13 protein-coding genes and 1 rRNA gene are annotated in these 15880 nt (G+C 42.3%); 9 read left to right on the top strand and 5 right to left on the bottom strand.

Translation table 11 applies throughout. The features are described from left to right. The first annotated feature begins 122 nt into the window (after nucleotides 1–122). Nucleotides 123–1040, top strand: a complete 918-nt coding sequence (ygfZ, locus tag AC2A4J_RS19770) for a CAF17-like 4Fe-4S cluster assembly/insertion protein YgfZ (RefSeq protein WP_255828100.1) — start codon at nucleotides 123–125, stop codon at nucleotides 1038–1040. Nucleotides 1041–1089: 49 nt separating this feature from the next. Here ygfZ and ung read toward each other — a convergent pair whose 3' ends face one another. Together ung and AC2A4J_RS19760 are read right to left on the bottom strand one after the other, a co-directional pair. Next, nucleotides 1090–1812, bottom strand: a complete 723-nt coding sequence (ung, locus tag AC2A4J_RS19765; protein WP_255828099.1) for a uracil-DNA glycosylase — start codon at nucleotides 1810–1812, stop codon at nucleotides 1090–1092. Nucleotides 1813–1840: 28 nt separating this feature from the next. Beyond that, the gene (locus AC2A4J_RS19760; protein WP_484177218.1) at nucleotides 1841–2731 is read right to left on the bottom strand and encodes a phosphotransferase; all 891 of its coding nucleotides are present in this window, start codon (nucleotides 2729–2731) and stop codon (nucleotides 1841–1843) included. Nucleotides 2732–2822: 91 nt separating this feature from the next. Here AC2A4J_RS19760 and AC2A4J_RS19755 point away from each other — a divergent pair, with 91 nt between their 5' ends. Further along, on the top strand, nucleotides 2823–3689 hold the full coding sequence (locus AC2A4J_RS19755; protein ID WP_012068799.1) for a MurR/RpiR family transcriptional regulator: 867 nt from the start codon (nucleotides 2823–2825) through the stop codon (nucleotides 3687–3689). A gap of 444 nt (nucleotides 3690–4133) precedes the next feature. Continuing rightward, entirely contained in the window at nucleotides 4134–5630 is a 1497-nt protein-coding gene (gene putP / locus AC2A4J_RS19750; protein ID WP_255828097.1) for a sodium/proline symporter PutP, read from the top strand. A 260-nt stretch (nucleotides 5631–5890) separates the two neighbouring features. On the opposite strand, the gene edd is transcribed toward putP, so the two are convergent. Next, nucleotides 5891–7705, bottom strand: a complete 1815-nt coding sequence (gene edd, locus AC2A4J_RS19745) for a phosphogluconate dehydratase (protein WP_484177217.1) — start codon at nucleotides 7703–7705, stop codon at nucleotides 5891–5893. Between the two features lie 382 nt (nucleotides 7706–8087). Between edd and gap the strand changes: the two genes are divergently transcribed. The 6 genes from gap to AC2A4J_RS19715 all read left to right on the top strand — a co-directional run bounded on the left by gap (nucleotide 8088) and on the right by AC2A4J_RS19715 (nucleotide 13626). After that, entirely contained in the window at nucleotides 8088–9101 is a 1014-nt protein-coding gene (gene gap / locus AC2A4J_RS19740; protein ID WP_484177216.1) for a type I glyceraldehyde-3-phosphate dehydrogenase, read from the top strand. An 81-nt stretch (nucleotides 9102–9182) separates the two neighbouring features. Next, complete coding sequence (gene pyk / locus AC2A4J_RS19735; protein ID WP_255828094.1) at nucleotides 9183–10631, top strand: pyruvate kinase; 1449 nt, start codon at nucleotides 9183–9185, stop codon at nucleotides 10629–10631. Nucleotides 10632–10637: 6 nt separating this feature from the next. Continuing rightward, complete coding sequence (locus AC2A4J_RS19730) at nucleotides 10638–11108, top strand: methylglyoxal synthase (protein ID WP_255828092.1); 471 nt, start codon at nucleotides 10638–10640, stop codon at nucleotides 11106–11108. Nucleotides 11109–11322: 214 nt separating this feature from the next. Then, complete coding sequence (gene purE / locus AC2A4J_RS19725; protein ID WP_255828091.1) at nucleotides 11323–11814, top strand: 5-(carboxyamino)imidazole ribonucleotide mutase; 492 nt, start codon at nucleotides 11323–11325, stop codon at nucleotides 11812–11814. Between the two features lie 3 nt (nucleotides 11815–11817). Further along, nucleotides 11818–12885 (top strand): 5-(carboxyamino)imidazole ribonucleotide synthase, encoded by a 1068-nt coding sequence (gene purK, locus AC2A4J_RS19720; RefSeq protein WP_484177215.1) that lies wholly within the window; start codon nucleotides 11818–11820, stop codon nucleotides 12883–12885. Nucleotides 12886–13152: 267 nt separating this feature from the next. Next, complete coding sequence (locus AC2A4J_RS19715; protein ID WP_484177214.1) at nucleotides 13153–13626, top strand: Lrp/AsnC family transcriptional regulator; 474 nt, start codon at nucleotides 13153–13155, stop codon at nucleotides 13624–13626. Between the two features lie 61 nt (nucleotides 13627–13687). Here AC2A4J_RS19715 and AC2A4J_RS19710 read toward each other — a convergent pair whose 3' ends face one another. Beyond that, complete coding sequence (locus tag AC2A4J_RS19710) at nucleotides 13688–14929, bottom strand: MFS transporter (protein WP_484177213.1); 1242 nt, start codon at nucleotides 14927–14929, stop codon at nucleotides 13688–13690. An 864-nt stretch (nucleotides 14930–15793) separates the two neighbouring features. Further along, nucleotides 15794–15880, bottom strand: a 5S ribosomal RNA gene (gene rrf / locus AC2A4J_RS19705); the annotation flags it as partial.

Raw genomic sequence — 15880 nt, 5'->3', positions numbered from 1 at the left:
TACTTATAAAAAATCATTATCGCCTTGACCATTGAAAAGTAAAAATTAGGCATTACTGATAGGCTATTCACGCAGAGTAACTGCACTTATTTATATGCCTGATCTACTTTATGGAACGTTTTATGACTTCTCTTCACGATATTATTGACTCAACACTACAGAACCAAGACGTCGTCATGAAACAGCAAGATATCGGAATTTTGCGAGTATCAGGCTTGGATTCGAAGAAATTCCTGCAAGGCCAAACAACCTGTGACATGAACAAACTGTCTCACAGTAATGGTCTATACGGTGCCATCTGTAGCATCAAGGGACGCATTATCAGCAGCTTTTATATCGTTCAGAGCAACGATGATGTGCTGATGCTAATGACAAAAGATTTGCTAGAAAAAACCTTATCGCATTTAAAAAAATACGCTGTGTTTTTCAAAACAACATTGACGGATGAACAAGATCATTTTGCGGTTTATACAAAGCTAGCGAGCAAAAAAATAGAAGACGACTCCAATGTAGCATCGAGTATTTTTGCAACCACTCAAGAGAACGACACCATTACATTGACTGTTAGCAATGAGCCATTAGAAGTTCAGTGGCTTATTTCCCCTGCGAACCAAACCGTCATCGAAGAAAAGAACCAAGAGTTAGCTCCATTAGAGCTACTCGCCGCTCGCCCACTTATTAACCTTGAACAAAGCGAAACGATTTTACCTCAATGGCTTAACATGCAAAGCACAGGTGGTATCAGTTTTACAAAAGGCTGTTACACAGGACAAGAAATCGTTGCTCGCATGCAATACAAAGGCAAATCGAAGAAACAGTTGGCATTAGTGACTTGGCAAGGAACGCGAGACACGACACTGGATATTGTCGATAAAGAAGGCAAAAACATAGGTAAAATTTTCTCTGTCGCCCATATTCAAGAAACACATTATGCGCAGGTTATTTTGAACATTGAGCCGAGTGAATCGGAACAACTCCTTTTGGATAGTAAAGAAATCACCTTACTTCCGCTTCCCTACTCTCTAGATAGTAAAAAATAATCGCTGTATTAAATATTTTATAGCGCCAAATAGGCGCTATAAAATCTATTTAGAATGGCAAACCAATCTGCAGGCTTTTTTCTTCTTTATCTGTGTTTTTCACTGGCTCTAATGCCCACTTTATCGGCTCTTTGCCAAAACTGACTAAGTAATCATTCGCCTTAGAAAAATGCTGACAGCCCAAAAATCCACGATATGCTGACAGGGGCGATGGATGTACGCTTTCCAATACGCAATGCTTATCACGATCAATATGGCGACCTTTCTTCTGGGCATAAGCTCCCCACAGCATAAAGACAACGCCTTGATGTTCGTTGTTAATTAGCTCGATGATTTTATCCGTGAAAACTTCCCAACCTTTATTTTGATGGGAGCCCGCTTTACTCGCTTCAACGGTCAATACACTATTTAGCAATAAGACACCTTGCTCCGCCCATTGCGCCAAAAAACCATGTTGCGCAGGTGGAATGAGCAAGTCCATCTCGAGCTCTTTATAAATATTCACTAACGAAGGCGGTACTTTTACATTGGACTTCACCGAAAAAGACAATCCATGAGCTTGGCCTTCTCCGTGGTAAGGGTCTTGTCCAAGAATGACCACTCTAACTTGATCAAAAGGCGTTTTATTTAATGCCGTAAATCGCTCATCTTCCGCAGGATAGATCACCTTGCCCTGAGCTTGCTCAGAAGAAAGAAACTGCTGCAATGCCAGCATGTAGTCTTTACTAAATTCGTCTGCCAACCGTGTTTGCCAACTTGGAATTAACGTCATTTTTCACTCTTGTCTTATTAAAAGGTTATTAACTTGCTGAGGTTTGCAAAAAAGGATTTAGCGATGGCATGGCTTTAAAATCCACATAATAAGGCCAAGCATCGGGGTCATCAGGTGTGGTTAAATGCTTTAATAATAGCCATATCATCTCGCGCAACGAATAAGCCAAGCTGTAGTTAGCGATTTTTTGCAACGTTTCTTCTACATCAAGGGAATCATCATAGCTTTCTACTAAATAAGCTTGTTGCTCACGGGTTAAATTATGAGATCGAGCCACCACGGCTAAATCAAATAAAGGATCACCCATGCCAGTGTATTCCCAATCAATCAGCCAGATATTCTCATCATCTATTAAAACATTTTTCGGATTAAGGTCATTGTGACAGACCACCGGAGAATAACAGGGGTTGACGCGTGGCAAGTTCGTAAACAGGCCTCGTAAATACCTCACTTCCTCTTGAAGATCTGAATGCTTAGACAATAAAGACTCGATCGACTGCAGATAGCGCTCAATCAAATCATAAATACAAAAGGGATGATCAACCCCTGCAAAGCCATGAACTTGAACCAACGCATTAGCAATTCTCTTGATGCTGCTATTGGAATGCATGACATCCCAGCCTAAAGACGGCTGAACGACAAACTGACAAGCAAAGCCGCCCCGATCATCATGCCATAACACAGGCGGTGAAACTCCGGATTTTGCTGCCGCTTGTAGTACCGTCATTTCACTTTGTCTATCAATACCAAAAGCCGCTTCATCTAAAGCAGGTACGCGAAGCACTATTTGAGGAAGGTTACTCCAATCCAAGCGATATACTTTGTTGGAGAACCCTTCTTCAAAGGGCGTCACCTTAATTTTATTAAATTCAGGCAAAATACTCGCCATTTTATCGAAATAGGCGGTTAAGTTAGTCATTTTAAATCCTTTTTTATTGCCAGAATTGTAAGCGGCTGTCAGAATGAACAACTCAACATTCCGAGTCAATAGTCAACTTTGAAGCAGATCAATGATTAAACACGAAGACATTATTCGTAAGATACAAGAACGACTGAGCACGTTAAGCAAATCCGAGAGAAAAGTAGCGGAGGCCATTCTTGCCGATCCAAAAACAACTATCCATTCAAGTATTGCAAAACTAGCAGCGAGAGCGGAAGTAAGTGAGCCTACGGTTAACCGTTTTTGTCGTAGTCTCATCGGTAGTGGCTTTCCTGATTTTAAAGTATCACTTGCTCAAAGCCTTGCGACAGGTACGCCATACGTTAACTTAAACGTTGAACCTGATGATGCTCCTGGCGCTGTTACCGCGAAAATTTTTGAAGCCGCCAAGAACAACCTCACCAGAGCTCAGGATATTTTACCGGAGTCGCTGATCAGCCGAGCCGTGGATGTATTAGCGCAAGCTCGTCGGATCGAGTTTTATGGTTTAGGCGCATCAGGCCCAGTTGCTAAAGATGCTCACCATAAATTCTTCCGCTTAAATATGCCTGTGGTGGCTTATACAGATATTTTAGTTCAACGAATGGCTGCGGCTGGAGCACATTCAGGTGATGCGATTGTTATCATCTCCTATACTGGACGTACCTTACCGCTAATCGAAACGGCTCGAGTTGCTCGTGAAGCAGGGGCGACAGTTATCGGTATAACCAATCCTGACTCTCCACTAACAGAGCACTGCTCTATCGTATTGCCAATTGAAGAGACAGAAGATACCGATATCTATACACCCATGAGCTCACGTATTGTCTACCTCACTCTGATTGACGCGCTAGCAACTGGCGTACTTTTGAAGCGTGGCCCAGAGTTCAATGCTCATCTTAAAAAATTGAAACAAAGCGTTCAAGACACTCGATTACCGAAAGTTGAAAAGAAATAGCACCAGGATACAAGGCACATACTATGTGCCTTTATTTTGACTGCACTTTCACTAAATAGCCTAAATCAAAAGATATTTACCTAAACACTCCTATTTACGAAGCACATCAGATTTTTTCGCAATTTTGTCAGAGAAATTTGAAAGATTATCCTATCTCAGCCACTTAGAATCGATTCATGTCTTGAAATATGTCATAATGCGATTCATTCTCTTTACGAGAACTTGATTATTTTCACATATTAAATCAATGGCTATCACAACAACGATTTAACAATTATAACTCTTTCGGGTGTGATTTAGAGGCCGCTTTTAAAGCGCCATTTCTCAGTCAGTGGTTATTACTAAACATTGTAATACAAGGATAAAAACTATCCATACTGATAAATAACCTTATCTATCGAAGGTTATTTCACCCGTAATAATATCAATTTGGGGACAATAACAATGATAGAAAGCAGCTATGCGATCAGCTTTACATTCCTAGCCTATCTAGTAGTTATGCTAGGAATTGGCCTGTACGCTTACAAACGCACCTCCAGCTCTGAAGACTACTTTCTTGGTGGACGATCTCTAGGACCTTGGCCTACAGCATTATCCGCAGGCGCGTCTGATATGAGTGGCTGGTTGCTACTTGGGCTACCTGGTTACGCCTTTGCAGCCGGCTTAGAATCTGTCTGGATTGCTGGTGGCCTTTTTGTCGGAACATGGCTTAACTGGCTAATCTGTGCAAAACGCCTAAGAACGTACAGTATCAAAGCAAATAACGCTCTGACACTTCCAGACTTCCTGTCTATTCGCTTCAATGACAAATCAAAGCTTATTCAAACCATCTCAGCCCTATTCATTTTGCTGTTCTTCTTGTTCTATACAAGTTCCGGTTTAGTTGCAGGCGGTAAATTGTTTGAAACGGTATTTGGCTTAGATTACACCTATGCAGTAATTATCGGCACAGTATGTGTTGTTTCTTACACGCTGTTTGGTGGCTTCCTAGCTGTTGCTTGGACAGACCTTGTGCAAGGCTTGATGATGAGTGCAGCTCTGGTAATAGTACCTCTTGTTGCGCTTGATGGTGGCTGGTCAGAACTGTCTAGCACCTTGATGGAAAAAAACCCTAACTTACTAGACATCTGGACTAGCGTTAGTGGAGAACCTCTCACTGCAATTGGGATTATTTCTCTTGTTGCTTGGGGTCTAGGTTATTTCGGTCAACCACATATCCTAGCGCGTTTTAAAGCGTCTCGTTCTAACAAAGACATTAAAACAGCTCGTCGTATCGCGGTTATTTGGACATTCATTTCCATGGCTGGCGCACTGCTTATCGGCTTAGTTGGCATCACATTTGTTGATAGCAGCCTATCAGGCAATCTGGCTGATCCTGAAAAAATCTTCATGATTCTTGTTAACGCGGTGTTCCATCCTGTTGTGGCCGGTATTCTTCTTGCAGCTATCTTAGCGGCGATCATGAGTACAGCAGATTCTCAACTATTGGTGTCCTCTTCTGCACTCGCTGAAGATTTCTACAAGCAACTATTCAATAAAGAAGCGACTCAAAAACAGATCGTGAATGTTGGACGCTTTGCTGTTGTAGCGATTTCCATTATTGCACTGGTTCTTGCATTAAACCCAGAAAGCTCTGTACTTGGCTTAGTATCCTATGCTTGGGCTGGTTTTGGCGCTGCATTCGGCCCAGCTATCCTTCTAAGCTTGTTCTGGCGTAACATGAACCGAAACGGTGCTCTAGCGGGTATTGTTATTGGTGGTGTGACCGTTGTGGTATGGAAGCAGCTAACGGGTGGTATTTTCGACCTTTATGAAATCGTTCCGGGCTTCGTATTATCGACTATTGCTATCTTTGCAGTAAGTTTAGCGACAGGTGCTCCAGAAGAGTCTGTAACAGAATCTTTTGATGAATACGAAAAAGCACTAGATACAATGGACTAAGTAACTGGCTCTTCGAGTTCATTACTTACGAAGGCCCGAATCTATAACAGATTCGGGCCTTTTTTTATCTTTAAAATATTGATACTTGATTTGGATTAAGATGATATTTGGTTGATAACCTATCGATACACTGCGAGTGAAATAGAGAACAAAAGATTTAAGCAATAAACTAGAATAGTAAATTACAGACAAAAAAATGGGGCTTGAAACAAGCCCCTAAACACCATTTACTAACAAATGTTAGTAGTCAGAGGAAAGGTTTAATCATTAAACAAGCTGCAAGCACCTTGTTCTGCGCCACTCACTAAAATGCGTTGTGCGCTAAATAGTTCACGTCCCATACCTTGATGGGAATCCGTTAAATCTTGCTGTGCCGCTTCACGCTTATTAAGCTCTTCATCTGAGACCAACACAGACAAAGTACCTTCAATGGCATCCAAGCGCACCATATCACCATCTTGAATTTTAGCAATCAATCCGCCCGCTAATGCTTCTGGAGTTAGGTGAATAGCTGCAGGCACTTTACCGGATGCACCAGACATACGACCGTCGGTCACTAGCGCCACTCGATAACCTTGATCCTGCAAATTACCAAGGTAAGGCGTCAATTTATGCAACTCTGGCATCCCTATTGCCTTTGGCCCTTGGAAGCGAACCACAGCCACACAGTCGCGCTTTAGCTCACCACTCGCAATGGCATCAGCCAATGCATTTTGACTGTGAAACACAGCAGCAGGCGCTTCGATAATTCGATTTTCATCTTTTACAGCAGAAACCTTAATCACAGAACGACCAAGATTACCTTTAAGCAAGGCCAACCCACCTTCTTTGCTAAACGGATTATCGATAGGTCGTACAACATCCATATCCAAACTTTCATCTGTGCCATCACGCCAAACCAGATTATTACCCTCTAGGAAAGGTTCTTTGGTGTAATGTGTTAAGCCTTTACCGACGATAGTGTTTACATCTTCATGCAACAATCCACCTTTCAATAATTGCTTAACCAAAAACGCCATACCGCCAGCCGCATGGAAGTGATTAATATCCGCCTGGCCGTTCGGGTAAATTTTCGTCAATGACGGCACGACTTTAGAAAGAGCTGAGAAGTCATCCCAAGTAATAATAATGCCCGCTGCACGAGCGTAAGCCACAATATGCATGGTGTGGTTTGTTGAGCCACCAGTCGCCAATAAACCAACAATTGAGTTAACAATGCTACGCTCATCGACTATTTCATATAAAGGTCGATAATCTCGACCCAAAGCCGTGATCTTGGTAGACAACTGAGAAGCATAGTTAGTCAGTGCACCTCGCAATGGATCGTCTGGGTTAACAAAAGAGGACCCTGGGAGCTGAAGCCCCATAATTTCGACTAATAGCTGATTCGAGTTAGCTGTACCGTAAAAAGTACAAGTACCCGCACTGTGGTAAGAAGCTGATTCTGCTTCAAGCAATTCTTCACGAGTCGCTTGTCCTTGCGCATAACGCTGACGAACGGCCGCTTTAGCCGCGTTAGTAATCCCCGAACGCATAGGCCCTGCAGGAATAAACAAAGCAGGCAAATGGCCAAAACGCAGTGCCGCAATCAACAAGCCAGGTACAATCTTGTCACAAATACCTAAATAGATAGCCGCATCGAACATGTTATGGGAAAGCGCGATTGCTGCACCCTGTGCAATATTGTCACGGCTAAATAAGCTTAACTCCATGCCGTCTTGACCTTGGGTAACACCATCACACATGGCAGGTACGCCGCCAGCAAACTGAGCCACAGAGCCCATTTCTTTCACCGCAGCGCGAATTTGATCTGGATAATTTTCGTAAGGCTGATGAGCAGACAACATATCATTATAAGAAGATATGATTCCTATATTGGCTTCCTCCATCAGAGTCAGCTTTTGCTTATCTTGAGGTTGGCATGCCGCAAAGCCATGAGCTAGATTCCCACAAGACAGCTTTCCTCTGTGCGGCCCTTGCTCTTGCGCTTTTTTCATATCTTTAAGGTATTGCCCGCGCAACGCTTTGCTTCGTTCAATGATGTCGTTCGTTACCTTAGCAACAATCGGATTCATGCTTCTCTCCGTTTTTTAATTCAGCTATCTCAGCAAACTGCCTGACACTATAATATTATGTAATATTACTACATTTTTAATTTATTTCACGCCTAAAACTTAGAAAAAACCGACTTTAATACAATATTTTGTAATTTTTTTACAAAAAGAATTCGGGAAAGGCTCTATTTCAGCTAAAATACCCGAACTTCTGTAACATAATTCTGTACAATGTTAGATGTCGATCAATAGATGGTTAATAAATAGCCAGATTGAAAGGAATTTGTTACTAATCCTTGCTTAAAAAAATACTTATGTAGTATTTTTACGTAAAGAACAAAATTGAACGCTTGATGTTCGAATTCGAACATCAAGCAAATTTCGCACTATGTTAGAGGTGAGTATGACGATTAAGGTAGCTATCAACGGTTATGGACGCATTGGACGCAACACGCTTAGAGCTTTATATGAATCAGGCAAGCGTGATCAAATCCAAATCGTAGCCATTAATGATCTTGGCGATTCAAAAACCAATGCTCATTTAACGAAATACGACACAGTCCACGGTCGCTTCAACGAAGAAGTGACATTTGATGAAGAAGCACTTTACATCAACAAAGATAAAATCCGCACTTTCTCTGAACGCAATCCAGCAGACCTTCCTTGGGCAGAGCTTGGCGTTGATGTTGTTTACGAATGCACAGGTTTCTTTACAACAAAAGAAAAAGCCAGCGCTCACATTACTGCCGGAGCGAAAAAAGTTATCATTTCCGCGCCTGGAAAAGAAGTTGACGCGACTGTTGTGTATGGCGTAAACCAAGATATTCTTACATCTGACATGACCGTTATCTCTAATGCTTCTTGTACAACTAACTGCCTAGCACCATTCGCTAAACCATTAAGTGAAAAACTGGGCATTGAAAGTGGTTTGATGACAACCATTCACGCTTACACCAACGATCAGCGCCTTTCAGACGTTTATCACGAAGACCTTTACCGTGCTCGTGCCGCCGCTATGAATATGATCCCAAGTAAAACTGGTGCAGCTGCGGCTGTTGGCCTTGTCATACCAGCACTTGTTGGCAAGTTTGATGGTCTTTCTGTTCGAGTACCAACTATCAACGTTTCACTAGTAGATCTAACCTTCTTGGCACCACGTGAAACCACAGTAGACGAAATAAACTCAATCATTGAAGACGCTATCAAAGCGGATCCGATTCTTGCGCAAGTATTGCATGTCAATCATGAGCCACTTGTCTCTTCTGACTTCAACCACAACGCCTACACTTCTAACTTCGATGCGACACAAACTCGCGTACAAGGTAAATTAGTAAAAGTGATGGCTTGGTATGATAACGAATGGGGCTTCTCAAACCGAATGCTTGATAATACTATCGCATTAATGGCTGCGAAATAGTCAAAATACACGAAGGCTGCTGACGCAGCCTTCGTCGTCTCTTATACTTCATATCACGCTTTCTAATCTTTGGTATTTAAAATGACTCGTAGAACTAAAATTGTTGCCACTTTAGGCCCAGCTTCCAGCTCCCCAGAAATGATCGAAAAATTAATTTTAGCGGGCGCTAACGTATTCCGTTTGAATTTTTCTCACGGTCAGCCAGAAGACCACATCAACCGCGCCGAGGTTGTTCGTGAAATGGCAAAGAAAAATGGTCGTCATGTTGCTATTCTTGGTGATCTACAAGGGCCTAAAATTCGCATCGCGCGTTTCAAAAACACCAAAGTTGAACTGAAAGATGGCGCAACGTTTATTCTTGATGTGGGTTTTGATAAGAACAATGGTGATGAAACTCGCGTAGGTATCGACTACCCACAACTGGCAAAAGATTCTCAGCCTGGCAATATTCTACTTCTTGATGATGGCCGTGTTGTTTTAGAAGTATTAGAAGTAAAAGGCCAAGAAGTCATTACAAAAGTCATCGTAGGTGGCGCTCTGTCTAATAACAAAGGCATCAACCGACAAGGCGGTGGTCTGTCTGCGGCAGCATTGACTGATAAAGATCGCGAAGACATTAAAACAGCAGCGGCGTTAAACGCTGATTATTTGGCCGTGTCCTTCCCTCGTAGTGCAGAAGACTTACACGAAGCTCGTGCTCTAGCGGAAGCGGCTGGCCTTAAAGCGGGTATCGTTTCTAAAGTAGAACGTGCTGAAGCCGTTGCTGATAATGAAACGCTGGATGCAATCATTCTTGCTTCTGATGCTGTTATGGTGGCTCGTGGTGACCTAGGTGTTGAAATTGGTGACGCAGAATTGATCGGTGTACAAAAACACATGATCAAGCGTTGTCGTCAATTGAACCGCCCTGTTATTACCGCGACACAAATGATGGAAACCATGATTACCAGTGCTATGCCAACTCGTGCGGAAGTATTTGACGTAGCCAACGCGGTTCTAGATGGCACCGACGCGGTCATGCTTTCTGCCGAAACAGCGGCTGGAGCATACCCTGAAGAAGTAATTAAAACCATGAACCGTGTTTGCTTGGGCGCTGAAAAACAACCTGCAATCAACCGTTCTAAACACCGTATCGATGTTACGTTTACCAGTATCGATGAAACCATTGCGATGTCCGCTATGTACGCAGCCAACCATTTGGAAGGCGTAAAAGCGATCATCAGCTTGACAGAGTCAGGGACAACACCACTACTAATGTCTCGCATCAGTTCTGGTTTACCAATCTATGCATTGTCTCCAAACCAAGCAACACTAAACAAAGTGAATTTATATCGCGGTGTAACACCGGTAGCTTTCTCTTCACAAGAGTTCAATGTAGACACAATTGTTGCTGGCTTAGTTGACCATGTTAAATCTCTTGGTCTAATCAAAGATGGCGAGCTTGTGATTGTGACAAAAGGCGATCACTTGGTCAGCTATGGCACTACCAATATGATGAAAGTCGTCAAAGTCGGTGCTGTTGAGGAATAAGTCACAGTGAAAGGTAAAACGTTGCAACAAAAAACGATCACGACACCAGAGCGTAAAAACGTCGCTCTGGTTGCTCATGATAATATGAAACCTGCTCTTATTGAGTGGGCAGAAAAACACAAAGAAAAACTGATCAAGCACAATCTGATGGCGACTGGCACCACTGGCAATTTAATGCAAAAGCAATTGAATGTTCCAGTACAGTCTCTCATTAGCGGCCCTCTCGGTGGCGACCAGCAACTTGGTGGACTCATCGCAGAGGGTAAAATTGATGTTCTGATCTTTTTCTGGGACCCCTTTGAACCGATGCCTCATGACCCTGACATTAAAGCACTTCTCAGAGTCGCAGCGGTTTGGAACATCCCTATTGCTTGTAGCGTTTCTTCAGCCAATTTTTTGGTGACGTCGCCCTTATTCGAAAGCGAATTTGAACGACAAATTCCAGATTACGAAAAGTACCTCCAAGAGCGACTCTAGTCGCTCTTTTCTTTTCTCATTATCTATATTTCAACTTGTGTATTTCTACCTACCTCAAAGCTCGCGGTTTCCCTCAAAATCGGCTATATTAGCCACAAATTATTGTCATACGCAAACGTGTTAGGCCGCGTTTAAACAAGACAAACTTACTGATTAGATTCAACGTACAACCCCCCTCAATGCCGCGTTGGATACCACTTATAGGAGAAGAATTTTGCAAGCAGATGTAGCCCTAATAATGGGATCAAAAAGTGACTGGGCGACAATGGAAAGTGCCGCAGAAATAATGGATGCTCTTGGCGTAAGCTACCACGTCGAAGTTGTCTCCGCGCACCGAACACCAGTCAAACTTGCAGAATTTTCAGAAAGCGCTGCAGATAAAGGCTTTAAGGTCATTATTGGTGGCGCTGGTGGTGCGGCTCATTTGCCTGGTATGGTAGCTGCCCATACACACCTACCTGTTCTGGGTGTGCCTGTGCAAAGCAAAGCTCTAAACGGCATGGATAGCTTACTTTCTATCGCACAAATGCCGAAAGGCGTTGCTGTTGGAACCCTTGCTATTGGTAGCGCTGGCGCTTTCAATGCAGGTTTATTAGCTTGCCAGATTCTAGCTGTCTCTAATCCTGAGCTCGCGAAAAGAATTGAAGCTTTCCGCACTAATCAAACCGAAACCGTTTTAGCGAATCCAGACCCAAGAGAGGCTTAATCTATGTCAGTTCTATGGGTATTAGGCGCAGGTCAATTAGGCGCTATGCTAAAACAAGCAGGAACACCACTTGGTCTTGATATTCGTCCAGTGGATATTGAATCGACTGAGACACTAGACCTATCTCCGACAGATATTGTGACAGCAGAAAGAGAAGAATGGCCTGAAACCGTGGCGACCAAACAACTCGGTACGCACAGCAACTTTGTCAACTTAGCCACCTTCCCACAGCTTGCTGATCGTTTAACCCAAAAACAATGGCTAGATCGTCTAGAACTAGCAACAGCACCTTGGTTTCCAGTTGAGTCTGATTCCACCGCCACGAAAGCTTACGAAACATTAGGCGAGCGCGTGCTGATGAAACGTCGTCGCGGTGGTTACGATGGCAAAGGCCAATATTGGTTAAAGCAATCTGAAAAAACCGAAATACCGGAAGATTGGAAAGGCCAAGCGATTGCGGAACAAGCCATCAATTTTGATGAAGAAGTGTCATTAGTTGGTGTTCGCGGTAAAAACGGTGATACCCATTTTTATCCTCTAACATTGAACCTTCATATTAATGGCATTCTTTACGCTTCCATCTCACCATTAGAACGCCTAAAGCCTCTACAGAGCAAAGCAGAAACTATGCTGAGCAAACTTATGAACGCCCTAGACTATGTTGGCGTGATGGCGATGGAGTGCTTCCGTATAGGTGATGAATTACTCATCAATGAGCTTGCTCCAAGGGTCCACAACAGTGGCCATTGGACTCAGGCAGGTTCAAGTGTATGTCAGTTTGAAAATCATGTGCGCGCCGTCACAGGTCTTCCATTGGCGCCAGCAGAAATCAAAAATCAAAGTATGATGGTTAACTTGATTGGCGTCGACCTCAACTATGATTGGCTCGACCTACAAGGTTTAGAACTCTATTGGTATAAAAAGGAAGTTCGTCCAGGAAGAAAAGTGGGCCACCTCAACTTTTGTTCTGGCAACCACTCAATATTAGAGTCGGCCTTAACAAAATTAGATCTGCCACAGCCTTATCCAGAAGCCTTGCAGTGGCTAGCTAACAACCTACCCAAGGAATAAATACCTGGATATTTAGTAACGAACAACAGAATGCCGCTATCGAAAATGATAAGCGGCATTTTTTATGGATCAGAACACAATCTGGATTACATTCCGTCTATTCATGTAAAAAACAAATAAACGTGCAAAAAAATGTCTAAAAAAAAGCAAATATAACATTTTTAAACTTGTTTACTTTACAAAACACCTTATTCTAATTGATCTAGCTGAATCAGCTTATTCAATATAAGAAAAACAGCACTCTTAGATGCTGATAAGGAACCTTGAATGAACCATCTTGAACTAGACAATTATGATTGGCGTTTACTTAAAGCGCTACAAGGCAATGCACGACTTACCAATGTTGCACTATCTGAACAAGTCAATCTATCTCCTTCCCAATGTTCAAGACGACTACAAAGACTAGAGCAAAACAATTTAATTGAAGCTTACTTTACTCATCTTAATGCAAGTGAACTTGGCTACCAAGTCACTGCGTTTTTAAACATTAAACTTGATAAAAGCATTAAAAACTCAGATCAAGAATTCAAAAAAGCCATTGAAGCCATTCCGCAAATATTAGAATGTTACTCAGTTAGCGGAGAAGCAGATTACTGGTTGCGGGTTATTAGCGAAAACCTACCAGCACTATCAACATTTCTAAATGATTCCCTTGCAAGCCTCCCCTCTGTCAGAGGCCTAACCTCAACCGTCGCTCTCAACCGCGTAAAATACGCTCCTTCAATCCCACTACCTAACTAACCAAAAACAGATAGAAGCGACAAAGCCCTTAACTTCCAAAATATTCCAAGGGTGTCGCTTTTTAGACCTCAGGTAATCGAATCACCATATAGACCCCTGCTAAAGTAATTAACGAAAACACCAAAACAAGAGAGGCCAAAGAAATAGAGTAGGCCAGTAAGCTAATGCTACTCATGACCAGTAATATAAAACCGATGATAGTATTACTTACAGATACGTAACTAGTTCGCTTATTTCCCTCTCCTAAATTCACCAAATACGTTTTACGGCCAATTCTGACACCCTGATGAGCAACATTCAAAACGAAATACAGGATCACAATAACTACTACCCTAAAGCTTACATCAGAATAAAACTCAACTATTGAAAATAAAGCGACACCAGTGAAAGCACTCAAAAAAGAGGCAGATGCCATTACTTTTCGGCTAGAATAATCTGAAAACAAGCCCCAAAAAGGAGATGATAGCAGAGAAGCTAAACCACTCGCCAAAATAAATAGACCTAAAACAGAAACGTTATTTTCAGATCCCTGCTGCGCAATTAATACATAATAAGGAGCACTCAAAGCCGCACATAAAAATAATGAACGAGCAATAACGAATTCACGAAATACAGAATCCGTTTTTAATAGGCTAAGCTCTTTAAAGACATCCCCTAGTTTCTTACCTTTATTTCCGACCTCACTTAAAGGTTCTTTTACAAAAGAATAAATTAAAGCAGCAAGTAACCAAACCAGTGTCGCAGCAACAATTCCCAACACATAAAAAAACCTATCCCCCTGAACGCTGTCTAAGAAAAATAGCGTACAGACAGCAATACCGATAGTAATAAGACCAGAAGCACTAGACGACCAGCCAGAGACTCTTCCGCGCTTATTTTTCACAACCGTCTTTCCAAGTACATCTTTCGACGCAACAGAGTTAAGACCCCGTGCCACACTGAAAATTATCAATGCTGCAACAATAGTCCAACCGGCACTAGCACCTTCTAGTAACAAAGCGGCACAACCAATCACTACCACAGATAACGATTGAATGAGACTACCTAACACCCAGACCCATTTTCGAATTCTCACTCTATAAATAAAGTGAGCAATAACTAACTGAGGTAATAGTGACCCAGATTCACGTATTGGCACCAACCATCCCAACAGATATAAAGGGGCACCCAAACTTTGTAACAGCCAAGGTAAGGTAACTTTTGGATTGATTAAAACATCACCTAAATTAATCAAGAACTGAGAAACGACCAATTTGAAAGTATTTCTTCTATCTACCTGCTTTTGTTCTTTTTGATCTAGCATGGCAACACTCTATTTGACGTTTTTCTCATAGCACTCTCATGAAAACTTATCTTTAAAGACACCAGAATAAAGGAGAACAAGAAAGATCTCATTCTAAATAAATTAATAGCCCTTATAAAATTCTTAACAAGCCTAAATTTAGCAATATTTCTATAAGTAATATCAAAACCTGACGCATTATTAAGCAATGACACAAGGTTTAAATAGATCAAAACAGAATTCGCTAAATAAATAAAATGGACTTAGTTTGAGTCCTATTTATTTTTTTCAGCCACCGCTTACAAGTTGCTATAGATAACACCATCTGCTTAAACATATTACTTACGATCCTCTCGCAATATACTGAGAAATGAAGTCAAATAATCAATGCATCTGAAATTATAACCTGAGTTTTTTCGAGACGAAAAGGCCCTGATAGTGCTAGCTATCAAGGCTTTTTTAGCATAACGCTTGATGATGCTTATCCCCTTGTGGGACTCTCACATAGGATCTCCCACATGCTTATCCCCTTGCGGGATGCTTATCCCTTTGTGGGACTACCATCGGCGATGGTGAGCGCCCGCGGCTTGCAAAAAGTTCGAGATGGGAGAAGGCGGTTCAGTCTCTTCGTATTCAACTTTTCTACAGACGAAAAAACCTGACAGCCTAGCTATCAGGGCTTTCTTAATATAAAGCTTGATGATGATCTATTTTCACATGCTTGTCTGTTATAAAGAGCCCCACATGCTTATCCCCTTGCGGGATGCTTATCCCCTTGCGGGATGCTTATCCCCTTGTGGGACGACAATCGGCGACGTTCAGGAGATTCCCCATAACGAAAAAACCCCACCCTGCTGAGCAGGATGGGGTTTCTCTTAATATAAAGCTTGACGACGACCTACTCTCACATGGGATCTCCCACACTACCATCGGCGATGGCGCTTTTCACTTCTGAGTTCGGGATGGGATCAG

Source organism: Marinomonas sp. ATLA20, assembly GCF_057180105.1.
This window is presented reverse-complemented; position numbering and strand designations above follow the sequence as displayed.